This is a genomic window from Gluconacetobacter entanii, assembly GCF_003206495.1.
GTDB classification, from domain to species: Bacteria; Pseudomonadota; Alphaproteobacteria; order Acetobacterales; family Acetobacteraceae; genus Novacetimonas; species Novacetimonas entanii.
The window spans coordinates 1-17205 of the sequence record NZ_NKUF01000052.1 but is presented as its reverse complement, the minus strand read 5'-3'; the positions used below and the strand labels follow the sequence as shown (position 1 = coordinate 17205).

At 66.3% G+C, this 17205-nt stretch carries 24 protein-coding genes, 1 pseudogene and 1 riboswitch; of the genes and pseudogenes, 7 read left to right on the top strand and 18 right to left on the bottom strand.

Annotated features, from left to right (window positions below; genetic code table 11):
* A pseudogene (locus CFR72_RS14550) lies at window positions 1-307 on the bottom strand (hypothetical protein); the annotation flags it as partial.
* Between the two features lie 512 nt (window positions 308-819).
* On the opposite strand from CFR72_RS14550, the gene ssuD reads away from it, so the two are divergent.
* The 7 genes from ssuD (at window position 820) to CFR72_RS14515 (ending at window position 6542) form a co-directional block, all read left to right on the top strand.
* Window positions 820-1989, top strand: coding sequence for an FMNH2-dependent alkanesulfonate monooxygenase (gene ssuD / locus CFR72_RS14545; protein WP_208630069.1), 1170 nt, complete (start codon window positions 820-822; stop codon window positions 1987-1989).
* Window positions 1990-2003: 14 nt separating this feature from the next.
* A complete protein-coding gene (locus CFR72_RS14540; protein WP_110914608.1) occupies window positions 2004-3482 on the top strand; it encodes an FAD/NAD(P)-binding protein in 1479 nt (492 codons plus the stop codon).
* Window positions 3479-4024, top strand: coding sequence for a flavin reductase (locus CFR72_RS14535; protein WP_110914607.1), 546 nt, complete (start codon window positions 3479-3481; stop codon window positions 4022-4024). The genes CFR72_RS14540 and CFR72_RS14535 overlap by 4 nt, the downstream gene beginning before the upstream one ends.
* 28 nt (window positions 4025-4052) lie before the next feature.
* A riboswitch (SAM-I-IV-variant riboswitch) is annotated at window positions 4053-4161 on the top strand.
* A gap of 46 nt (window positions 4162-4207) precedes the next feature.
* A complete protein-coding gene (locus CFR72_RS14530; protein ID WP_110914606.1) occupies window positions 4208-5176 on the top strand; it encodes a homoserine O-succinyltransferase in 969 nt (322 codons plus the stop codon).
* A gap of 304 nt (window positions 5177-5480) precedes the next feature.
* Entirely contained in the window at window positions 5481-5858 is a 378-nt protein-coding gene (locus tag CFR72_RS14525; protein WP_110914605.1) for a hypothetical protein, read from the top strand.
* Window positions 5859-5904: 46 nt separating this feature from the next.
* Window positions 5905-6249: a hypothetical protein gene (locus CFR72_RS14520; RefSeq protein ID WP_110914604.1), complete on the top strand. Its 345-nt coding sequence runs from the start codon at window positions 5905-5907 to the stop codon at window positions 6247-6249.
* An 86-nt stretch (window positions 6250-6335) separates the two neighbouring features.
* Window positions 6336-6542 (top strand): TOBE domain-containing protein, encoded by a 207-nt coding sequence (locus tag CFR72_RS14515; RefSeq protein ID WP_110914603.1) that lies wholly within the window; start codon window positions 6336-6338, stop codon window positions 6540-6542.
* Window positions 6543-6613: 71 nt separating this feature from the next.
* Here CFR72_RS14515 and CFR72_RS17655 read toward each other — a convergent pair whose 3' ends face one another.
* The 17 genes from CFR72_RS17655 to CFR72_RS17650 all read right to left on the bottom strand — a co-directional run.
* Window positions 6614-6751: a hypothetical protein gene (locus CFR72_RS17655; protein ID WP_167400414.1), complete on the bottom strand. Its 138-nt coding sequence runs from the start codon at window positions 6749-6751 to the stop codon at window positions 6614-6616.
* Entirely contained in the window at window positions 6748-6948 is a 201-nt protein-coding gene (locus CFR72_RS14510) for a hypothetical protein (RefSeq protein WP_110914602.1), read from the bottom strand. Before CFR72_RS14510 ends, CFR72_RS17655 begins: the two co-directional genes overlap by 4 nt.
* A gap of 4 nt (window positions 6949-6952) precedes the next feature.
* Window positions 6953-7324 (bottom strand): hypothetical protein, encoded by a 372-nt coding sequence (locus CFR72_RS14505; RefSeq protein ID WP_408869990.1) that lies wholly within the window; start codon window positions 7322-7324, stop codon window positions 6953-6955.
* 169 nt (window positions 7325-7493) lie between these two features.
* Window positions 7494-7814, bottom strand: coding sequence for a hypothetical protein (locus CFR72_RS14500; RefSeq protein ID WP_110914600.1), 321 nt, complete (start codon window positions 7812-7814; stop codon window positions 7494-7496).
* Window positions 7815-7834: 20 nt separating this feature from the next.
* Window positions 7835-8305 carry a hypothetical protein gene (locus CFR72_RS14495; protein ID WP_110914599.1) on the bottom strand — a complete coding sequence of 157 codons (471 nt, stop codon included), beginning with the start codon at window positions 8303-8305 and terminating at the stop codon, window positions 7835-7837.
* A gap of 69 nt (window positions 8306-8374) precedes the next feature.
* Window positions 8375-8782 carry a structural protein gene (locus CFR72_RS14490; protein ID WP_110914598.1) on the bottom strand — a complete coding sequence of 136 codons (408 nt, stop codon included), beginning with the start codon at window positions 8780-8782 and terminating at the stop codon, window positions 8375-8377.
* The gene (locus CFR72_RS14485) at window positions 8779-9057 is read right to left on the bottom strand and encodes a hypothetical protein (RefSeq protein WP_110914597.1); all 279 of its coding nucleotides are present in this window, start codon (window positions 9055-9057) and stop codon (window positions 8779-8781) included. The genes CFR72_RS14490 and CFR72_RS14485 overlap by 4 nt, the downstream gene beginning before the upstream one ends.
* A gap of 9 nt (window positions 9058-9066) precedes the next feature.
* Window positions 9067-10725 carry a glycine-rich domain-containing protein gene (locus CFR72_RS14480; protein ID WP_110914596.1) on the bottom strand — a complete coding sequence of 553 codons (1659 nt, stop codon included), beginning with the start codon at window positions 10723-10725 and terminating at the stop codon, window positions 9067-9069.
* The gene (locus tag CFR72_RS14475; protein WP_110914595.1) at window positions 10722-11294 is read right to left on the bottom strand and encodes a DUF2612 domain-containing protein; all 573 of its coding nucleotides are present in this window, start codon (window positions 11292-11294) and stop codon (window positions 10722-10724) included. The genes CFR72_RS14480 and CFR72_RS14475 overlap by 4 nt, the downstream gene beginning before the upstream one ends.
* Before the next feature lies 1 nt (window position 11295).
* Window positions 11296-12513, bottom strand: a complete 1218-nt coding sequence (locus CFR72_RS14470; RefSeq protein WP_233044296.1) for a baseplate J/gp47 family protein — start codon at window positions 12511-12513, stop codon at window positions 11296-11298.
* Complete coding sequence (locus CFR72_RS14465) at window positions 12500-12853, bottom strand: hypothetical protein (protein WP_110914593.1); 354 nt, start codon at window positions 12851-12853, stop codon at window positions 12500-12502. Before CFR72_RS14465 ends, CFR72_RS14470 begins: the two co-directional genes overlap by 14 nt.
* Before the next feature lie 430 nt (window positions 12854-13283).
* Window positions 13284-13931, bottom strand: coding sequence for a Gp138 family membrane-puncturing spike protein (locus CFR72_RS14460; protein ID WP_110914592.1), 648 nt, complete (start codon window positions 13929-13931; stop codon window positions 13284-13286).
* 5 nt (window positions 13932-13936) lie between these two features.
* Window positions 13937-14866 (bottom strand): baseplate hub protein, encoded by a 930-nt coding sequence (locus CFR72_RS14455; protein ID WP_110914591.1) that lies wholly within the window; start codon window positions 14864-14866, stop codon window positions 13937-13939.
* The gene (locus tag CFR72_RS14450) at window positions 14856-15167 is read right to left on the bottom strand and encodes a phage baseplate plug family protein (protein WP_110914590.1); all 312 of its coding nucleotides are present in this window, start codon (window positions 15165-15167) and stop codon (window positions 14856-14858) included. The genes CFR72_RS14455 and CFR72_RS14450 overlap by 11 nt, the downstream gene beginning before the upstream one ends.
* Before the next feature lie 114 nt (window positions 15168-15281).
* Window positions 15282-16013 carry a hypothetical protein gene (locus CFR72_RS14445; RefSeq protein WP_110914589.1) on the bottom strand — a complete coding sequence of 244 codons (732 nt, stop codon included), beginning with the start codon at window positions 16011-16013 and terminating at the stop codon, window positions 15282-15284.
* Window positions 16014-16210: 197 nt separating this feature from the next.
* A complete protein-coding gene (locus CFR72_RS14440) occupies window positions 16211-16495 on the bottom strand; it encodes a hypothetical protein (protein ID WP_110914588.1) in 285 nt (94 codons plus the stop codon).
* A 128-nt stretch (window positions 16496-16623) separates the two neighbouring features.
* Window positions 16624-17205, bottom strand: a 582-nt coding sequence (locus CFR72_RS17650) for a hypothetical protein (protein ID WP_208630068.1), incomplete at its 5' end; no start/stop codon positions are given.

Here is a 17205-nt window from a genome sequence, read left to right as displayed (position 1 = left end):
CATTCACCATGCACGTCTTGCCCTGACACGGTAAGGTCTTCCGCAGGAGCGGTGGATTGCTCCACCCGACGGTCCCTGCCTGGACGGCCCCGAGCCTTAGCGACTGTTTCACGCACACGCCGCCGCGCGGGCCATCGACGACGAACACGTTGTTGAGGTTGCCGTCGCTGACCTCGCGAATCGTCCACTGCGCCCGCGTCCCGCCAAGGCGGGCGGCAAGATCGGGCAGGCCGGACAGGAACGCAAGGATGCCGGGCATGTCCAGCGTGCGGTATCGGGGCGCGTTCGGGGGGGCATGCGCGTTCATCGGGGGTCTCCGTCGTGCTGCTGTGGCCGCCGTGACGGGCCGCACACCCCAGATGACGCGACCGCGCGCCGATTGCAAGGGGAGGCCGCCCTGCGGCGCGGCATGTAATGCACGATCATTTATCGTTTATTATGGCGGGGTCAGGCGCCCTGCGGACAGGCGGATATTATTCGTTATATATCAATATACTGACCTGAAAACACCCGGCCGGCCCGCAGGGTGTCGCGTGCCCTTTTCACGCAGGGCCGTGGCGTAATTTCCCGGTTTTTTGATCCGCGACTCCCGATAACACCAAAAACATACGGCAAATATTTTATTGACTCGCATTGTACCGTTGATACTGTGGTTATTGTAATAATACACACACGGTATCGTTAATATCCGCGCCACGTTCCAGAGGTCGCCATGACAGGTCCGGCCCTTCCTTCGCATGACCGCCCTGCCGCCCGCATCGCCCGGAACGTGGGGACGCGCGACGTCCTCGACCCTGCCACCCTTTTTCCAAAGGCATCATGACCATGTCGGACACCTACACCATCCCGGACAGGATCAACGTCCTGTGGTTCCTGCCCACCCACGGCGACACCCGCTATCTCGGCACGCAGAAGGGCGGGCGCCCGGTGGACCTGCCCTACCTGCAGCAGGTGGCGCAGGCGGCGGACACGCTGGGCTATTACGGGGTGCTGATCCCCACCGGCCGCAGTTGCGAGGATAGCTGGATCACGGCCTCCGCCCTTGCACCGCTGACGCGGCGGCTGCGGTTCCTGATCGCGCTGCGCCCGGGTCTTCTGTCGCCCACGCTGGCCGCGCGCATGACCGCGACACTGGACCGGTTTTCGCAGGGACGGCTGCTCATCAACATCGTCACGGGCGGCGATCCCGCGGAAAATGCTGGCGACGGGCTGTTTGCCGACCATGCCACGCGGTACGAGATCACGGACGAATTCCTCGACATCTACCGCGCGCTGCTGCGGGGGGAACATGTGACGTATGAGGGGAAACATATCCAGGTGCGCGACGGCCACCTGATGTTCCCGCCCTTCCAGAAGGACGGGCCGCCGGTCTATTTCGGCGGATCGTCGGAGGCGGCGTCCCATGTCGCGGCGAAATCGGTGGACAAGTACCTGACATGGGGCGAACCGCCCGCGCAGGTGGCCGAAAAGATCGCGCACATCCGCGCGCTGGCCCGCGCACGCGGGCGGGAGGTGTCGTTCGGCATCCGCCTGCATGTCATCGTGCGCGAAACCACGGCCGAGGCTTGGGCGGAGGCGGAGCGCCTGATCAGCCACCTTGACGATGCGACGATCGCAAAGGCGCAGTCGGTGTTCGCGCGGATGGATTCCGTGGGGCAGTCGCGCATGCGCGCCCTGCATGGCGGGCGGCGCGACAAGCTGGAAATCAGCCCCAACCTGTGGGCGGGCGTGGGCCTGGTGCGTGGCGGCGCGGGCACGGCGCTGGTGGGGGATGCGGCGACGGTGGCCGAACGCATCGACGAATACCGGCGTCTGGGCATTGATACGTTCATCTTCTCCGGCTACCCGCATGTGGAGGAGGCGTACCAGTTCGGTGAACGTGTGCTGCCGCTGCTGCCGACGGCGCATCCGCTGCGCGCGGGCGGCCACACCATGGGACCGTTTGGCGAGACGATCTCCAACGACCACCGTCCCCCCAACGCGGCCTGAGGGCGCGGCACGCCATGTCCTGCGCCGTGCCCGTTCCCCACGTCGCCATCATCGGCGGCGGCTTTTCCGGCGCGGCGCTGGCGTGGCACCTTGCCCGCGCGAACATGCCCGCGCTGCGCATCACCGTGTTCGAACCGCGCCCGACGCTGGGCGCGGGGCTGGCCTATGGCACCACGGACCCGCACCACCGCGTCAACGCCCCCGCCGCGCGGATGAGCCTGGATACCGACAACCAGCATGACTTCATGGACTGGATCATCCAGACCGGCGCGGTGGCGGGCGATGACGCCGCATGGCGGCCCGATGGCGCGTGCTTTCCGGCGCGCGCGGTCTTTGGCCGCTATGTCGCCGACCGCCTTGCCCCGCTGCTGGCGGGGGGCGCGATCACGCATCACCGCGCCATCGTGCAGGCCGCCTACAGGCGCGGGGACAACCGCTGGGTCCTGTCGTGCGGCGACGGCACGGTGACGGAGGCCGATATCGTGGTCATCGCCACCAGCCACCCGCCGCCACGCCCGCCCGCGCCCCTGCGGGGGCTGGCGCTGCGCCCGGGGGTGCATCCGGTGCTGGTGGCCAACCCGTGGGATCACGGCGCGCTGGACGACATCCGCGCCACCGACCGGGTGCTGGTGGTGGGCACGGGGCTGAGCATGGCCGACGCCGTCGCGACGCTGAACGCGCGCGGGCATCGCGGGCCGGTTCTGGCGATCTCGCGCCGGGGGCAGCGTTCGCGCGGGCATGCCCCGCACAAGGTCGAGGCGTTCGGCGCATTCACCACGCCACCCGCGCGCACCGCCCGCGCCGTGCTGCGCCGCGTGCGCGACACGCTGCGCGCCAGTGCGGAGCAGCCATGGCAGGCGGTGTTCGACCGGCTGCGTGAACAGGCCGCCGACATCTGGGCCGCGCTGCCGCTGGTCGAACGCAGGCGGCTGATCCGGCACCTGCGCCCGTTCTGGGACACGCACCGTTTCCGCATCTCCCCCCCGACCGAGGACATCATGAGCGCACGCCACCGCGCGGGCCTGCTGGAGTTCATGGCCGCGCGCCTGACGCAGGTGACGGTGGAGGGCGAGGCGTTCCGCGTCACCCTGCGCCATCGCAACGGGCATGCGCGCCCGGCGGCGTTCGATGCGATCATCACCACGACCGGCCCCGCCCATGGCGACATCATCACGGCCCAGCCCTTCCTGTCGGGGCTGGCGGCGGCGGGCATGGTCGAAATGGACCCCACGGGGCTGGGCCTGCATGTCGATGCGCTGGGGCGGGCCTGCGTGGGGCTGCGGCACGAGGCGACGCTGTTTGTCGCGGGGCCGCTGGCGCGCGGGCGCTTTGGCGAACTGATGGGCCTGCCGGAGGTCTCGCGCCAGGTGGCGCGGCTGTCGGCGGTGCTGCGCGCGCTGGTCGCCCCGCATGCCGGACCCGCCGGCGTGGCCGCCGGGGCGTCGGCGGAACCCTTTTACGGCCTGACCACCATGACCCCGGAGATCCCATGACCGTCATCCTCGACCCCCGTCCCGCCCCCGCCCTGTCCACCGCCGCCTTTCGCGATGGCATGGCCGCACTGGCGAGCGCCATCAGCATCGTCACCACCGATGGCCCGGGGGGCGCGCATGGCTTTACCGCGTCGGCCGTGTGCAGCGTGTCCGACACGCCGCCGACCGTGCTGGTGTGCATCAACCGCACCGCCAGCGCGCATCCGCATATCGTGCGCCACGGGGTGCTGGCGATCAATGTGCTGCATGCGGGGCAGTCCGCCCTGTCGGACCGCTTCGCCAGCCGCCGTTACACGATGGCCGAACGCTTTGCCGGCGCCACGTGGCGGCGCGGGGCGACCGGCGCGCCGCTGCTGGAGGGGGCACTTGCCAGCCTTGACTGCCGCATCAGCGATGTCCGCGATGTCGGCACGCATGCGGTGGTGTTCGCCCATGTCATCGCCATCACCCACGCCACGGAGGCCACGTTGCCCGCGCTGCTGTGGTTCAGGCGTGGCTATGGCCGGGCTTCACAGGATGGGGAGGATGCTTTTCGGGCTTGAAATGGCGCGCGGGCGGGCATAGAAGGGTCGCCAGCATCAGGAGTTGGGGCGACGCCCAACGCCAACCTGCCGTTCCGGGCAAGGTGGCGCTTCCGCAAGGAAGGATGTGGCCGGACCCGGCAACCAAACGGATCAAGCCACACGCGTTCGTCCCGACAAGACGTAGTTGGAGCACGAACGTAAATGCCGATCAGGATTCCCGACGATCTTCCCGCCCGCGCCACGCTGGAACGCGAAGGCGTCATGGTCATGGGCGAGGCCGACGCCATCCGCCAGGACGTGCGGCCCCTGCGGATCGGGCTTCTGAACCTGATGCCCAACAAGATCTGCACCGAAACCCAGATCGCCCGCCTGATCGGGGCGACGCCGCTGCAGGTCGAACTGACGCTGGTGCGCATCAGCGGCCATGTCCCGCGCCATACCTCCGCCGACCACATGACCTCGTTCTACCGCGCGTGGGAAGATGTGCGCGCCGAACGCTTCGACGGGTTCATCATCACCGGCGCCCCGGTGGAACGCCTGTCATTTTCCGATGTCACCTACTGGGACGAACTGCGCCGCGTGTTCGACTGGACCCAGACGAACGTGCACCGATGTCTCAACATCTGCTGGGCGGCGCAGGCGGCGGTGCATCATTTCCATGGCATGCCCAAACACTGCCTGCCGCAAAAGGCGTTCGGGGTGTACGGGCATCGCGTGCTGGTGCCCGCGTCGCCCTACCTCGTCGGGTTTTCCGATGATGTCTGCGTGCCCGTCTCCCGCTGGACCGAGGTGCGGCGCGAGGACATCCCCGCCCACAGCGGCATGACCGTCCTGGCCGAAAGCGCGCAGACGGGGCTGTGCCTGCTTGATGACCCGTCGCACCATTCGCTGCACATGTTCAACCACCTGGAATATGATTCCACGTCGCTGGCCGATGAGTATTTCCGCGATATCGAGGCCGGGATGGACATTGGCGTGCCCTACAACTACTTCCCCGATGACGATCCCACCCGCGCGCCGATCAACCGCTGGCGCAGCCATGCGCACCTGCTGGCGGGGAACTGGATCAACCGCATCTACCAGACCACGCCGTTCGACATCACCCGCATCGGCCGCCACCACGCCGGAAGCCCGCGCGTGCGCGAACCCGTCGCCGCAGGACCGGCATAAGCGGCCAGCACACCCTGATTCGTTAAAAGTCATGGTTTCCAAAGGGCAATGCCCTTTGGTGGGGGTTCGGGGGCAACGCCCCTGAGACATTCCTGCCTGCAACACCCGGGCGGCTTCCCGGACCCGGCAGGGATCGCGATCCCTGCACCCTGATTCGTTAAAATACCGGTTTCCAACGGGCAATGTCCCTTTGGCGGGGAGGCGGGGCGCAACTGCGCCCGGGCACCGCGCGTTCGTGTGGGACAGCCCGGTGCGCCCCGTGGCCATGCGGGTGTCCGGTCTTCGGACAAGGGAGTTCCTCACCATGACCCGACCGACACACACCATCACGCTGCCCGCCCTTGCACTGGCGCTGTCATGCGCCCTGCCGGTGGCGGCCGCACAGGCCCAGCCCACGCCGGGGGCCACGGTCCCGAACAGCCCGACACAGGACATGCCGGACAAGGCGGCGACCGACCGCAGTGGCCAGTCCTCCATCCAGAACCATTCCGAACGGGTGCAGCGCAAGCCTGCGTCCGACTACAACAACGCCCCCTACCTCCAGGACCACCAGGCGCTGGGGGACAAGGCGCGGCAGTCGCGCATGTCGCACGGGAAATCCCCCACCAGCGAGGAATACATCCCCCCCGGCATGAACGCCCCGAACGTGCAGCGTGACCCCGCGCAGCCCCCGCCCGACTGATCCCCCCGCCCCGCCCGCCCATGCCATGACAGGGGAAGACAGGGACATGGACACACAACGGATCATCGACGCCTATGGCGCGGTGCTGGCGCAGATCGACCGGAGTTCCGCCGCCATCGTCACCATGGCGGAGGATTTGCGCCCGCGCGTGCGCCTGCGTGACCCGGTGGCGGTGGCGCAGTTGCGCCGGGTGCAGGCGCTGGCCCGGTCATGCCAGGAAAAGCGCCAGTTGCTGGCCCGCCTGTGGCTGGCGCTGTGCCGGGCGTATCCGGACCTTCCGCGCTATCCCATGGACGACGCGGATGGCCGCCCCGTAAAGGACGCAAAACCGCATACGGGCCGCATCGACACCCTGCTGCGCCGCCTGAGCGGCGACACCCCCGCCCGATAGGGGCCGGTTTGCCACGCACCGCGTTTCGTGATTACACAGGGGCCGGATATCACCAGACGATATCGTTACCGGAGCCAGGGAATATCATGAAAATCAGCGCACGCAACCAGATCGGCGGAACCGTCAGCAAGATCACCAAGGGCGCGACCACATCACATGTCAGCATCGACATCGGCGACGGCACGATCATCACCGCCTCCATCACCAACGAAGCCGTGGCCGACCTGCAACTCAAGGTCGGGGAACCCGTCAAGGCCATCATCAAGGCGTCAGACGTCATGGTGGCCGTCTGATCCCGCTCCCCCACCTCATTGCAGGTGGGGGCTTCCTTTTTTCCAAAACGAACACCTCCTCCCCCGAACGTTCACTCCGACGGCCCCAGCGCCATCGTGACCGCCCGCGCCCGGCGGCGGCGGCGCCACATGAACAGCGCCACCCCACACCCGGCCGAGGCAAAACCACCCGCAAAGCCAAGCAGCAGGCCCGCGACAATGATGCTCACGACGCCTGGATCGCCGCGTTGTCGGCCTTGCACCTGGCATAGATCGCCTCGATCTCCGCCACGGTGGGGCCGGTGGTGCTTGTGCTGGTCTCCACCGCTTCCTTGATCGTGGTCCACACGTCGGGGCCATATTTCTCGATCAGGGCGAGGACCGCGCTCGCCGCACTGGCGATCGCGCCGATTTCCGTTGCGTCCATGGTGTCAGTTCCCCGTTGTGGTGGTGGTTGCGATGTCGGCACAGGCCGAAGGCTGCTGCCCGGCCTTCACGCCGGTCCAGCAGACCTCGAACGAGGCGAAGTCCGTCTCCAGCGCGGATACGGCGGTGGCGGTGATGGACTTTCCGCCTTCGATGGAGGTTTCAAGCGACGTGATCTCGTTGAACACGCTCTGGCTGGCGGATTTCACCAGCGTCTTTTCCGCGTCCGTCAGGGTGACGCCCGGCAGTTTCCCCGCCATCACGTCGGGCATCGGTTCGGCCGCGACGTGATAGGCGCTGTCGATGTCATAGACCGACTGTTTCAGCTTCCCCTGCGCGCTGCTGGCACAGGCGGCAAGGCCCCACAGCATGAGCATGGACAGGACGGGACCGGGTTTTGGCAATATGGGCATGTCGGGCCTTTGTGTTGCGATACGAATACGGGTCATTAAGAATCCGCGTGTAAGAGCACGGGCGTGGCGCTGGCCGGATCGACCACCAGCCCTGATGGCTGGCGTCACACCACGGAGTCACGCGGATGGGGATTCAGGCGGATGGCCGGTCGGGGCGCGTCGCGTCGGGACGCAGGCCCAGCGTGGCGGCGGCGGCGGCGCGGGGCGTGTCCTTTGGCACCATCAGCGCCTTGCGGTCCGGCTGGTACGCGGGTGCGTTCCACCCGCGCGCCTGCGCCATGGCGGACACGACCACCCACACCGCCGCCGCGCGTGACCCGGCGGCAGGCGGCCGCCAGTACCGCACCAGCAGCGCGGACGCCGCGATAACGAAGGAGACCCAGTCCACCACCGCACCGACATAGGGCGCGGGGATGAAGGGCAGGAGTTCGGAAAGCAGCGTCGAAGGGTCCATGATCGGTCCTCAATATGGTGTCAGCCGATGTCTTGCGCGGGCGGCGGCGCGGCGGTGATCCCATGGTGGCGGTGCAGGAACGGGACGTTGGCAAAGAAGAAGTCGTCCCATGTCTGGCTCGACAGCAGGGTGCCGCCGACGGTCGCCAGCAGCGTGAAGACGATGCCAAGGACGGCGGCGCGCTTCTTCCACCGGCTTTCGGCAATCCGCGCCTTCATCAGCTTGGCCTGCTCCAGGCGGTTGCGCTCCTTCTGCGCGCCGGTATGTTCGGCCAACTGGCGGGTCAGGTCCTGTATGTCGCGCGACTGCCGCTCCATCGCGGCGGCGGACGCGGCGGAGCGCGCCTGCCCCTCCGCCCGCACGACGCCGAGTTCATGGCGGATGCCGTCCAGCTTCCCGTCCACGCCATCGCGCCAGCGTTCGAGGGAGCCGATACGCTCCCCATGGTCCTCAAGGATGCCGTGCACATCCGGCGTCAGGTCTTCGGTCATCTGTGTTCCAGGCAATAAAAAACCGCCCCGGTGGGCGGTGTTGCGGGCGCGGGGTGTGCGGCGGGGGGATCAGGCGACGGGCGCGGCCCCCAGCGCCTGCGCGACCTGCGTCAGCGCCAGATGCCCCGGTCCGTTCTCCACCACGGCGATGCCGCAGATCAGGCGCGCCATCGTGGCCGGGTCGCGCAGGTCCAGCACGGTGTCGGGACCAACGCCCATTTTCTGGCACAGCACCGAAATATACGCGCCCGTCGCGTTCTCACACGCTGGCGCATAGACGCACACGATATCGGACACCGTGGTCAGTCCACGCTCGCCATAGCGGATCAACTGGTCACGCAATGCGCGGATGCCGTCCGCCATGGTCGCGAACGCGGCAAAGCGCGGGTCGGCCACGCCGGTTTCCAGATGCGCGCCCGCCTGCCCCACGTAATCGAGGTTGCCGGGATTGTTGTTGCGGATGCCACGCGGGATCATGTCGCGCTTCCCGTCGTGGCTGCCGTGGTCGTCGTGGTCGCAGTCGGCGCGGTATAGGTACTGCCGATCGGATAGGCCCCGTCGGCATCCAGCGCCAGCGCCAGGCCCGTGCCGGGGTTAAACGTGCTGGTCCCATCCCACAGGATGCTGTTGAGCACATACCCCACGCCTTCTGCCCCGGATGCGACCGTTCGGTAAACGATGTAGTTCCGGATGCTGGATGCCGTGGTGGTTGTGGCTGTTGTGGCTGTTGTGGCTGTCGTTGTCTCGGACATGGCTGATCCTTATGGGGCCGTGGTCAGGATGGCGTATCCGGGGCCGCCCGATCCGCCGTAATAATTGTTGCTGGTCGTGGTGTCGTTGTAGGCGCCACCCCCGCCGGCCCCGGGTCCGTTGCCAGAGACGCCGCCGCCATTACCGGCGCGTCCGGCACCGCCCCACGGGCCTGCGGCACCATTGCCATTGGCCAGATTGGTCCCGGACTGCCCATCGCCGCCAAATCCGCCGTTACACTGCAACTGGACCGTACAGCCGGACCCACTGGTCACATTCCCGGCCGACCCACCGGCGGCGTCGGTGACATCGTTCCAGACGCCGCTTTGCCCGCCCGTGCAGGTCAGCACCACGGTGCCATTGATGGCGATCGTGGTTGACCCGCCATAGGTGGGCGTGCCGGTCGTATGGGTGGGGGAGACACCGCCGGAACCGATGCCGACAGTAACCACGTCCCCGGCCGACACGGCCAGGAACCCCCTTGCGTAGGCACCAGCCCCCCCGCCAGCGGCATAGATGGATTCCGTGTTTTCATTACCCGAGGACATGCCCCCGGCACCCCCGGCCCCCACGGCCTCAAAGAAGATGCGCGACACGCCCTGCACCACCGTATAGGTGCCCGACGATGCGAAGGGCATGGGGGTTGCGATATCCCCCGGCAGGGCAAGCTGTTGTGATCCGCCGTCATAGGCAAAAGTTGGATGCCCGTTGGAGGCAAGATATAATTCTTCGCCCTTGTAATTGCCGCCGGATGTCAGGCCCCCGCCAACGTAACCAGAGAGTTGCGAGGCCAGTGCGACCTGCACGACCGTCGTGGACCCGGCACCGGGGCCATAGGCGAACATGGGCGCACCGAGGGAGCCCGACCAGTGCAGGCCCTGCCCCTGTTGGTCCCCCGACGCCATGGAAAGTGTGCCAGAGACAAGGGAGCCTTCCGCTGCCTCTGCCCGCGCCGTTTCCGCCGTTACATCCGACAGGTTCGCCGCCACGGTATAGACGTCAGCCATCTTCACGGACTGGAACGCAAGGCGTCCGTCAGGGTTGATTGTCAGGTCGCCCACCTGCGTCGAACCGGACAGGATCGTCCCGTATGACGATACCAGGTATCCGCCCTCTGTCAGGGCATTGCTGTTGTTCGGGTCCAGATAGGAATATCGCAGGCCGGAATAGGTGGAGTCCTTTCCCACGAAAACCTTGGTCGCGGCCTGATAGACACCGCCGCCCTGCTGCACCGGGGTAAAGCCAAGCGACGCCTGCAGCCCGGTGAACAGCGACTGCCACGCAGCCCCCGAAGCGCCCGGCGTGGTCATGTTGTCATCCGTGGTGGAGACGTAATACACCCCCGCCGTGGACCCCGACACGATGGCGTTCATCGGGTATCCGCCGATGCTGGTTGCGAACGTGCCATCCCACGCGCCGAAATATCCCGACTGGTACGCCTGCAGCACGGACGTGACCCAGTTGAGGATCCCGTTCATGTCCGCCCCCGACGGCGGCGTGCCCCCTGCGGAGACCGGGTCGAACGTCACCGGCGGGAAACCATCCGTCAGGGACGCCGCCCCCGCGCTCACCCCGATCTGCGACGCCTGCGGGATGGTGCGGATATAGGACGCACCGGCGCTGCCCGCGAAGGGAAGCGCGAACTTTGCTGGAAAGGAACTCTGTTTCACGAAACCTCCATCCGGTAGGCGACAGAGACACCGGCGGGGCGGGGCAGCACGCCCGACGCCTCGACAATGGAAATCTCCACCGGTGTCAACTGGAAATCGAAACTGTAGGTCATGGTCATGTCGCCCCCATCGGCCACCCACGCATTGCCGCGCCCGGCAAACAGCGTCATCAGGATGGCATTCAGGCTGAGGACCGAGCCATCGGTGATGTTCGCCATCGCCTTGGCATAGATCAGGGTGCGGAACGCATCGTCGGCCAGGGCGTAATTCGCGGTGGAAACGGACCCGTTATAGAACGGCCCCTGCCCGAAGGGCGCGGCGGAGGTATTGCCTGCCTCCCCAAAACCCCAGAACAGGTCTTCGGTTATCGTCAGCACCCGGCTGATGCCGACAATGCGCCCCCACACGTCAAGGCCGTAGCCCTGCGCCGTCTGCACATTCCAGACCAGGTTATAGAAGCTGTCGATCTCCGCCGTCGGGTCGATGCACTGGTTCCATGCGTCGATCAGGGTGCAGAGGGTGGGGCTGTTGGCGTACTGGCTGATGACGGTCTGCTGCACATTATCCATGTCACACCAGCGCCAGCGTGATGTCGGCGGGATCAAGCGTGGGCGCCTGGTTGATGTCCATCTGCACCGTAAAGCCGGTGGGCGCGGCGGCCGCGCCGATCGTGATCTCCACGATCTGCGCCCATGCGCCCAGCGCCGCGATCCCGGCATAGAACCGGCTGGCATACAGCCGTGACGCAATGCGCGCCCGCGTCCCGCCATCCGTGCCGTCGAAGGCCGCGGCCGCCACCGCCTGTATCTGCGTCAGCGCATCTGACGGCACGGTCGCCGAACTGGTGAGCGACACGGCAATGAAGATCGGCGTGGGCGTCGCGTAATCGAACGACACGGCATAGGACGGCGCGGTGGTATAGGCCGCATTCGGGTCCGCAACCGTGACCGTGGTGCCGCCGGTATAGCCACAGCCCGGCGGCTTTTTCTGCAAAATCGCCAGTGCAATGGCCGACGCATCGCCCCCCACCACACTGGCATAGACGCTGTGCGCGGCAATCGCGACGCCGCCCGTGGTGACGGCGGCGGATGTGGGGTTGTCCGTCACATACGCATCCGTCACCCCCGCAACCGACAGGATGTTGGCCAGGATCGCGGCATTGGATCCGATGGAGTTCCCCTCCACCGTGGCGGCGCGCCGTGCCTCGAACGCGGCGCGGCCTTCGACGTCCGTGCCCGTGACACCGGCCGCCGTGTTCGTGACCGACACCAGCCCCGCCACCGCCTGATAGACCGAGATCACACCCGCCGGGCACGACACCGGCCCCGTGGTGGTGCAGGCGAATTCCATCACCAGCGTGCCCGTCGCCGGGATCGTGCCTGCCGAGGTCGCGGCGTAATAATACCCCGCATCATCCTGCACCAGTGTCCCGGACGGTATAACCGTCCCCGCAGCACCCGCGCACACGCACGACACCACGGTCGCCGTCGCCGCCTTGCGGGAGATGAAGTAGATCCGCGCGATCGCATCCTGCATCCGCCCCGACGCGAACGCCGGGTCCACCCCGTTCGCAAGGGCCGCGAACGCGTCGTTGCAATCCCCGATGATGGCGGTCAGGCTGCTGGCCAACTGCCCCTGCGGCGTGGACAGGTCGGTGCTGAGGCTGCCGCCAAACGCCGCGCTGATATCGGCCATCACCCCGGTCAGGATGTCGCTTTCGGCCGGCGCGACAAAACCCGTCGTGCCCAGCGTGGCGGCCGGCACGGATGTGGTGCTAGAAACTGACACTTGCGGTTCCTCCCGTGGTCAGGGTGACAAGGATGGCGCCCGACAGCACCCGGTCCGCGCCAATGGCCGTCAGCACGCACCGCGCATCGGCCACCCCGGACACTGCCTTCGCCGTGGCCTCCACCTGCGCGCGAAAGGCCGCAGGCGACTGCCCCACGCCAAGGATGAGGCTGAAATACGCAATCCCCTTCGCCGTGTCGTACCAGCACTCCCCCACGAACGTCCGCACCGCCGTCGCCACATCCTGCAGCACGCAGTACGGCGCGGACGCCACCGCAATGTCACGTGACGCCGTGACACACAGGTCCCACGTCGTGCGGTCCAGAAGAAGCGAAGCCATGTCGTGCCTTTCATGTTCGGGCATGCAGCAAAGGCGTTCTTTTTTGGAAAAAAGAACCAAAAAACTTCTGATTGCATAAGGGGAAATTATGCGCGCGCATTCTGCGGACACAAATGATCAGAAGTCTTTTTGCTTCTTTTTCTCCAGAAAAAGAAGGGACAACCCCCGCACGCGGCAAAGGACGTTCCTTTTTGGAAAAAAGAACCAAAAAACCTTTGATCACATAAGGGAAAATTGTGCGTGCGCATTCTGCGGACACAAATGAACAGAAGTCTTTTTGCTTCTTTTTCTACCAGAAAAAGAAGGGACAGCCCCCGCACGCGGCAAAGGACGTTCCTTTTTGGAAAAAAGAACCAAAAAACCTTTGATCACATAAGGGAAAAATGCGCACGCGCGTCCTGAGGACACAGGTGGACAGGCACCCTGCCCCTTACCCCGGCGTTCCCGTCGTCCCCGGTGCCGCGCTGACCGGGTGGGTGTGGCCTTTGCCGGAGATCCCGGCGGCGACGACATCGGCCTGCCCGGTGATGGTACCGGTGGAGGTAATGTCGCAACTGACCTTCATGCTGGCGGCGTCCACCTCGAACGTGCCGGCGGTCTTTACCTTTATCCCGTTGCCGGTCAGCCAGACATACTCGGTCGGGGCGGCGTTCAGGATTGGCGCGACATAGATCGCGTCCGCCATGTCGTGGATGCGGAAACTGCCGGGGGCGGCGGGGGCCCTGCTGGCCTTGGCGGTGCTGATGTCGCGGCCGCAGATGATGACCGCGCCGATATCGCCCACGCACGGGTCGCAGATGACGGCACTTCTGCCGCCCTGCATGCGGACATAGGGCACGTTGCGGATGACGCCGTGCGGCATGGCCTGGCCCAGCGCGTCCTGCATGTGCACCAGTGGCTGCACATCGACAAAACCGACCGGGTTCAGCCCCGTGCCATTGACCGCGACGACGCGCACCGGCGTATCCGCCCCCATCATCGCCAGCAGGCGACGGCCTACCGCCTCGATACTGCCATAGTCCGATCCCCCGTCCTGCCGCGTCTGGAACCCCGGAAAGATCGTGTCCTGTGCTGCCATGTCCCTCATCCTCCTGCTGCGGGGCTGCCGGTACGCATGGCCGCGACATGCGTGAACCATGCGCCCTCGGGCACCTCGCTTTCCAACTGGTGCGTGATCCGGTACGGCGTCCACAGCCCGCCCGACGCCATCGACAGCCCACCCGGCGCAGCCACGGAGCACACCTGCACGGGGGAGAGGTAGGCGATGTCCGGCCGGAACAGCGTGCGAAACGCCACCCCGTCCTGGTTATAGGCGGGATAGCCCAACAGCCCGGTCCCCGCGCTGATGACCGGCGGCGTGCCCGTCGTGCCATCGGTGGCAAGGTCCCGGCCCCATGCCGTCAATGTGTTGTCCTGTATGTTGATGACGATGCCCGCGGCATGGCGGATGCGTTCGATCCGGTCGCGCGCGCAGCCCCAGCCGTAATGGTCATGGATCATCACCCCGCCAAGGTTGTGCGCCACAAGGCGAAGCCCGCATTGCGCCGCGATGTCCGACAGCACCGTCTGCACCGACACCGCCCCGGCATAGCCATCGGGCGGCAGGGGCTGCACCTGCAATCCGGCAATCGAACTGGCGGTCACGACGAACGCCACGTCGGGCATGGTGGAAAAATCGACGAATGCCTCCACCACCACGCCGCGAAACACCGCGACCTTGCCGTCGCCATGGGTGGCCTGCACCATGACCGTGTTGCCGCACGCCTGCATCTGCTGCTGTGGCGCGGTGGCGACCGGCATGGCCGACAGCACCGACAGGCGGTTCATCATCGGCAGGTCCATCCCCCCGATCCGCAGCGACAGCGTGCTGCCGCTTGGCATGCCCGCATGCGTCACCTCCGCATGGCAGCGCAGGCCCGACAGTGTCAGCGTATCCGCCCCACCCGCGCCAAACCCGCCCGACGCCACACGAAAGGTCACGTCCAGCGCCTTTTGCGTGAAATCAGGCTGCATCCTGCCCCTCCGCATAGGTCAGGACATAGCGCGTGCCCAGACCGTCATATGACGGGTCGGACGTCCCCTCGAGGTCGAGGAACGCGAGGTCCCCCGGCAGCCCGAAATAGCCATCGCGCACGATCCACGTCCGGTCGCGGCACAGGACACCGCACAGCACCTGCGCGCCATTGCACCAGACGTCGATGAACAGCCCGGTGGAACGCTGCCTGACATCAAGGCGCAGCACCTGTCGGGAAACGACGGCATTGACCGACTGCGCCGCGATGGCGGACAGGGGAATAACCTGTGGGGTCGCCATTTATTGCACCCTTTGGAAAAGGATTTGAGGAATAAAAGTTTTTGGTGAAGCTTTTTCCAAAAAGCTTCGAAAGACGCCGCCTTTTTGAAAAAAGCCGGCACCCAAAAACTTTTACTACATGACTTCGGATACTGCGGCAGCCTGCGTCGTATCCGCATCGGTGGCCTGCACCGTGCCGCCGGACTGCATCACCTGCCCTGCGGCGGTCGCAGTGGTGGTATAGGATTGCGTTGCGCTGCACCGCACCTCCACCAGCATGACCTGCACCGCCAGCAGCGTCACACCGCCGCGCGTTTCCCGGCGGTAGCGGTGGCCGACCACATTGACCGACGCCAGCGAATATTCCGGCGTATGCACGGCATAGGTCGCGGTGTCGTCCTCCATCGCCGCAAGGGTCGCCAGGAACGACGCCCGCACCATCCGCGCGCCATCGCCAGTCATGTTCCCCCACGCGGCAATGGGCGAATACTGCGCCACAAGGCTGTCGAGGCCACCGCTGCCGGTCTGCGACCCGTCGCACAGCATCTCCAGCATGAAACGGCGGGGGGCGGCGACCTTGTTGTACGACACGAACGCCCCGTCTTCCTGCGGGGCGTCGGAAATGGCGTGCGCGCTTTCGAACTCCACCGCGCGCACATGCGCCGCACCCAGAACCTGCGCGCCGGTGGCGTCAAAGATGCCCCACAGGCTGGCCGCACTGCTGATCTGGTAGTCATCGAGCATGGTGCCCAGCGTGACAGACCCCATGGCCTGCGCATCGTCGGCGACATTACCCAGCACGGAGGGCACGCCCTGCATCGACGGCAGGTTCCACGTCGCGGGCATGGAGACGGGGATGATGGTCATGGGCCTCTCCTGCGGGATGATGGTTCGTTCATGTGCCGTCTTTTTTCAGGACGGCGGCGTTCCTCGAAGCTTTGTCGAAAAAGCTTCACAAGCAACCCGTTGATATAAAATAGAAAAAAGTTTTTGGGTGTCGCCTTTTGATCGAAAAAGGCGACGTCTTTCGAAGCTTTTTGGAAAAAGCTTCACCAGAAACTTCCTTACGGCTTCTGGGGTTTGCATCTGACCCAGTGCTTTTCAGCCTCTATGCTGTCACTTGGTCCCCAGCAGATGTTGCGCTTTTCCAGAACGCCCAGAACCGCCTCACGCCGGTCACAGGCCGCCATGGTCGCCCGTGAAGTGCCGAGGCCGCCCCGGCATTTGTCGTTGAGGTCTTCTTCCTTCGCGATCAGCGCCTGATCGGACGGACGCGGCCGCGCGCCATATGCGCCACAAACCGCCACCCCCATGAACAGGGCCAGCGCCACCAGAGTATATTTCATCATGTCATCCCTTGCTGCCTGCGCCCGACTTTACCGCGCGGCCAGAACAGGACCATGAGGAATAAAGGTCTGTGGTGAAGCTTTTTTCAAAAAGGGTCGCACAACCTCGCCTTCCGGCAGGCAGCCCTGCCCTATCTCTGCCCGGTATTCGCCAGGGCGGGGACGCTGCGGCGCAACTGGTCACGGACCTGCGCGCCGATACGCTGCCCGTCCGTGCTGCTGGCATGGACCACGACATCGCCCATATGGATCTCGGTCGTCGCGGCCGCCATGCGCGCGGGCGGCGCGGTGGCAAGTTCCACCTGACGGTCAAGGCCCTGCGCCCAGTGCGCCTGCACCCGCGCCACCTGCGCGCCGGACGCCAGCGGATCGGGCATCCCCGCGCCACCCGCCACCTGCCGGTCGGCGCGGCGCAATGCCGTGCGTATCCCGGCGCGCGTTGCGGCCCCCTCCCCGGCCCCGGCTCCGGCTCCGGCCCCGGGCACATGCCGCACGGCAGGGACAGGCACGTCACGCAAATGCGCGCGTGCGCCGTGCAGGCCGACGGACCGGGCGGCGGGGGCATGGGCAGCGGCTGGGCGACGGTCGGGCGCGGCCATGGCGGCAGATGCCACCGTCCCCATGGCCGTGCCCTGCCCGGATGCCCCCTTTCGCGGCCCCACGTCGTGCGGCCCCTCCGCCCGCGGCGGGACGCCACGCCCCACGGGCACCGT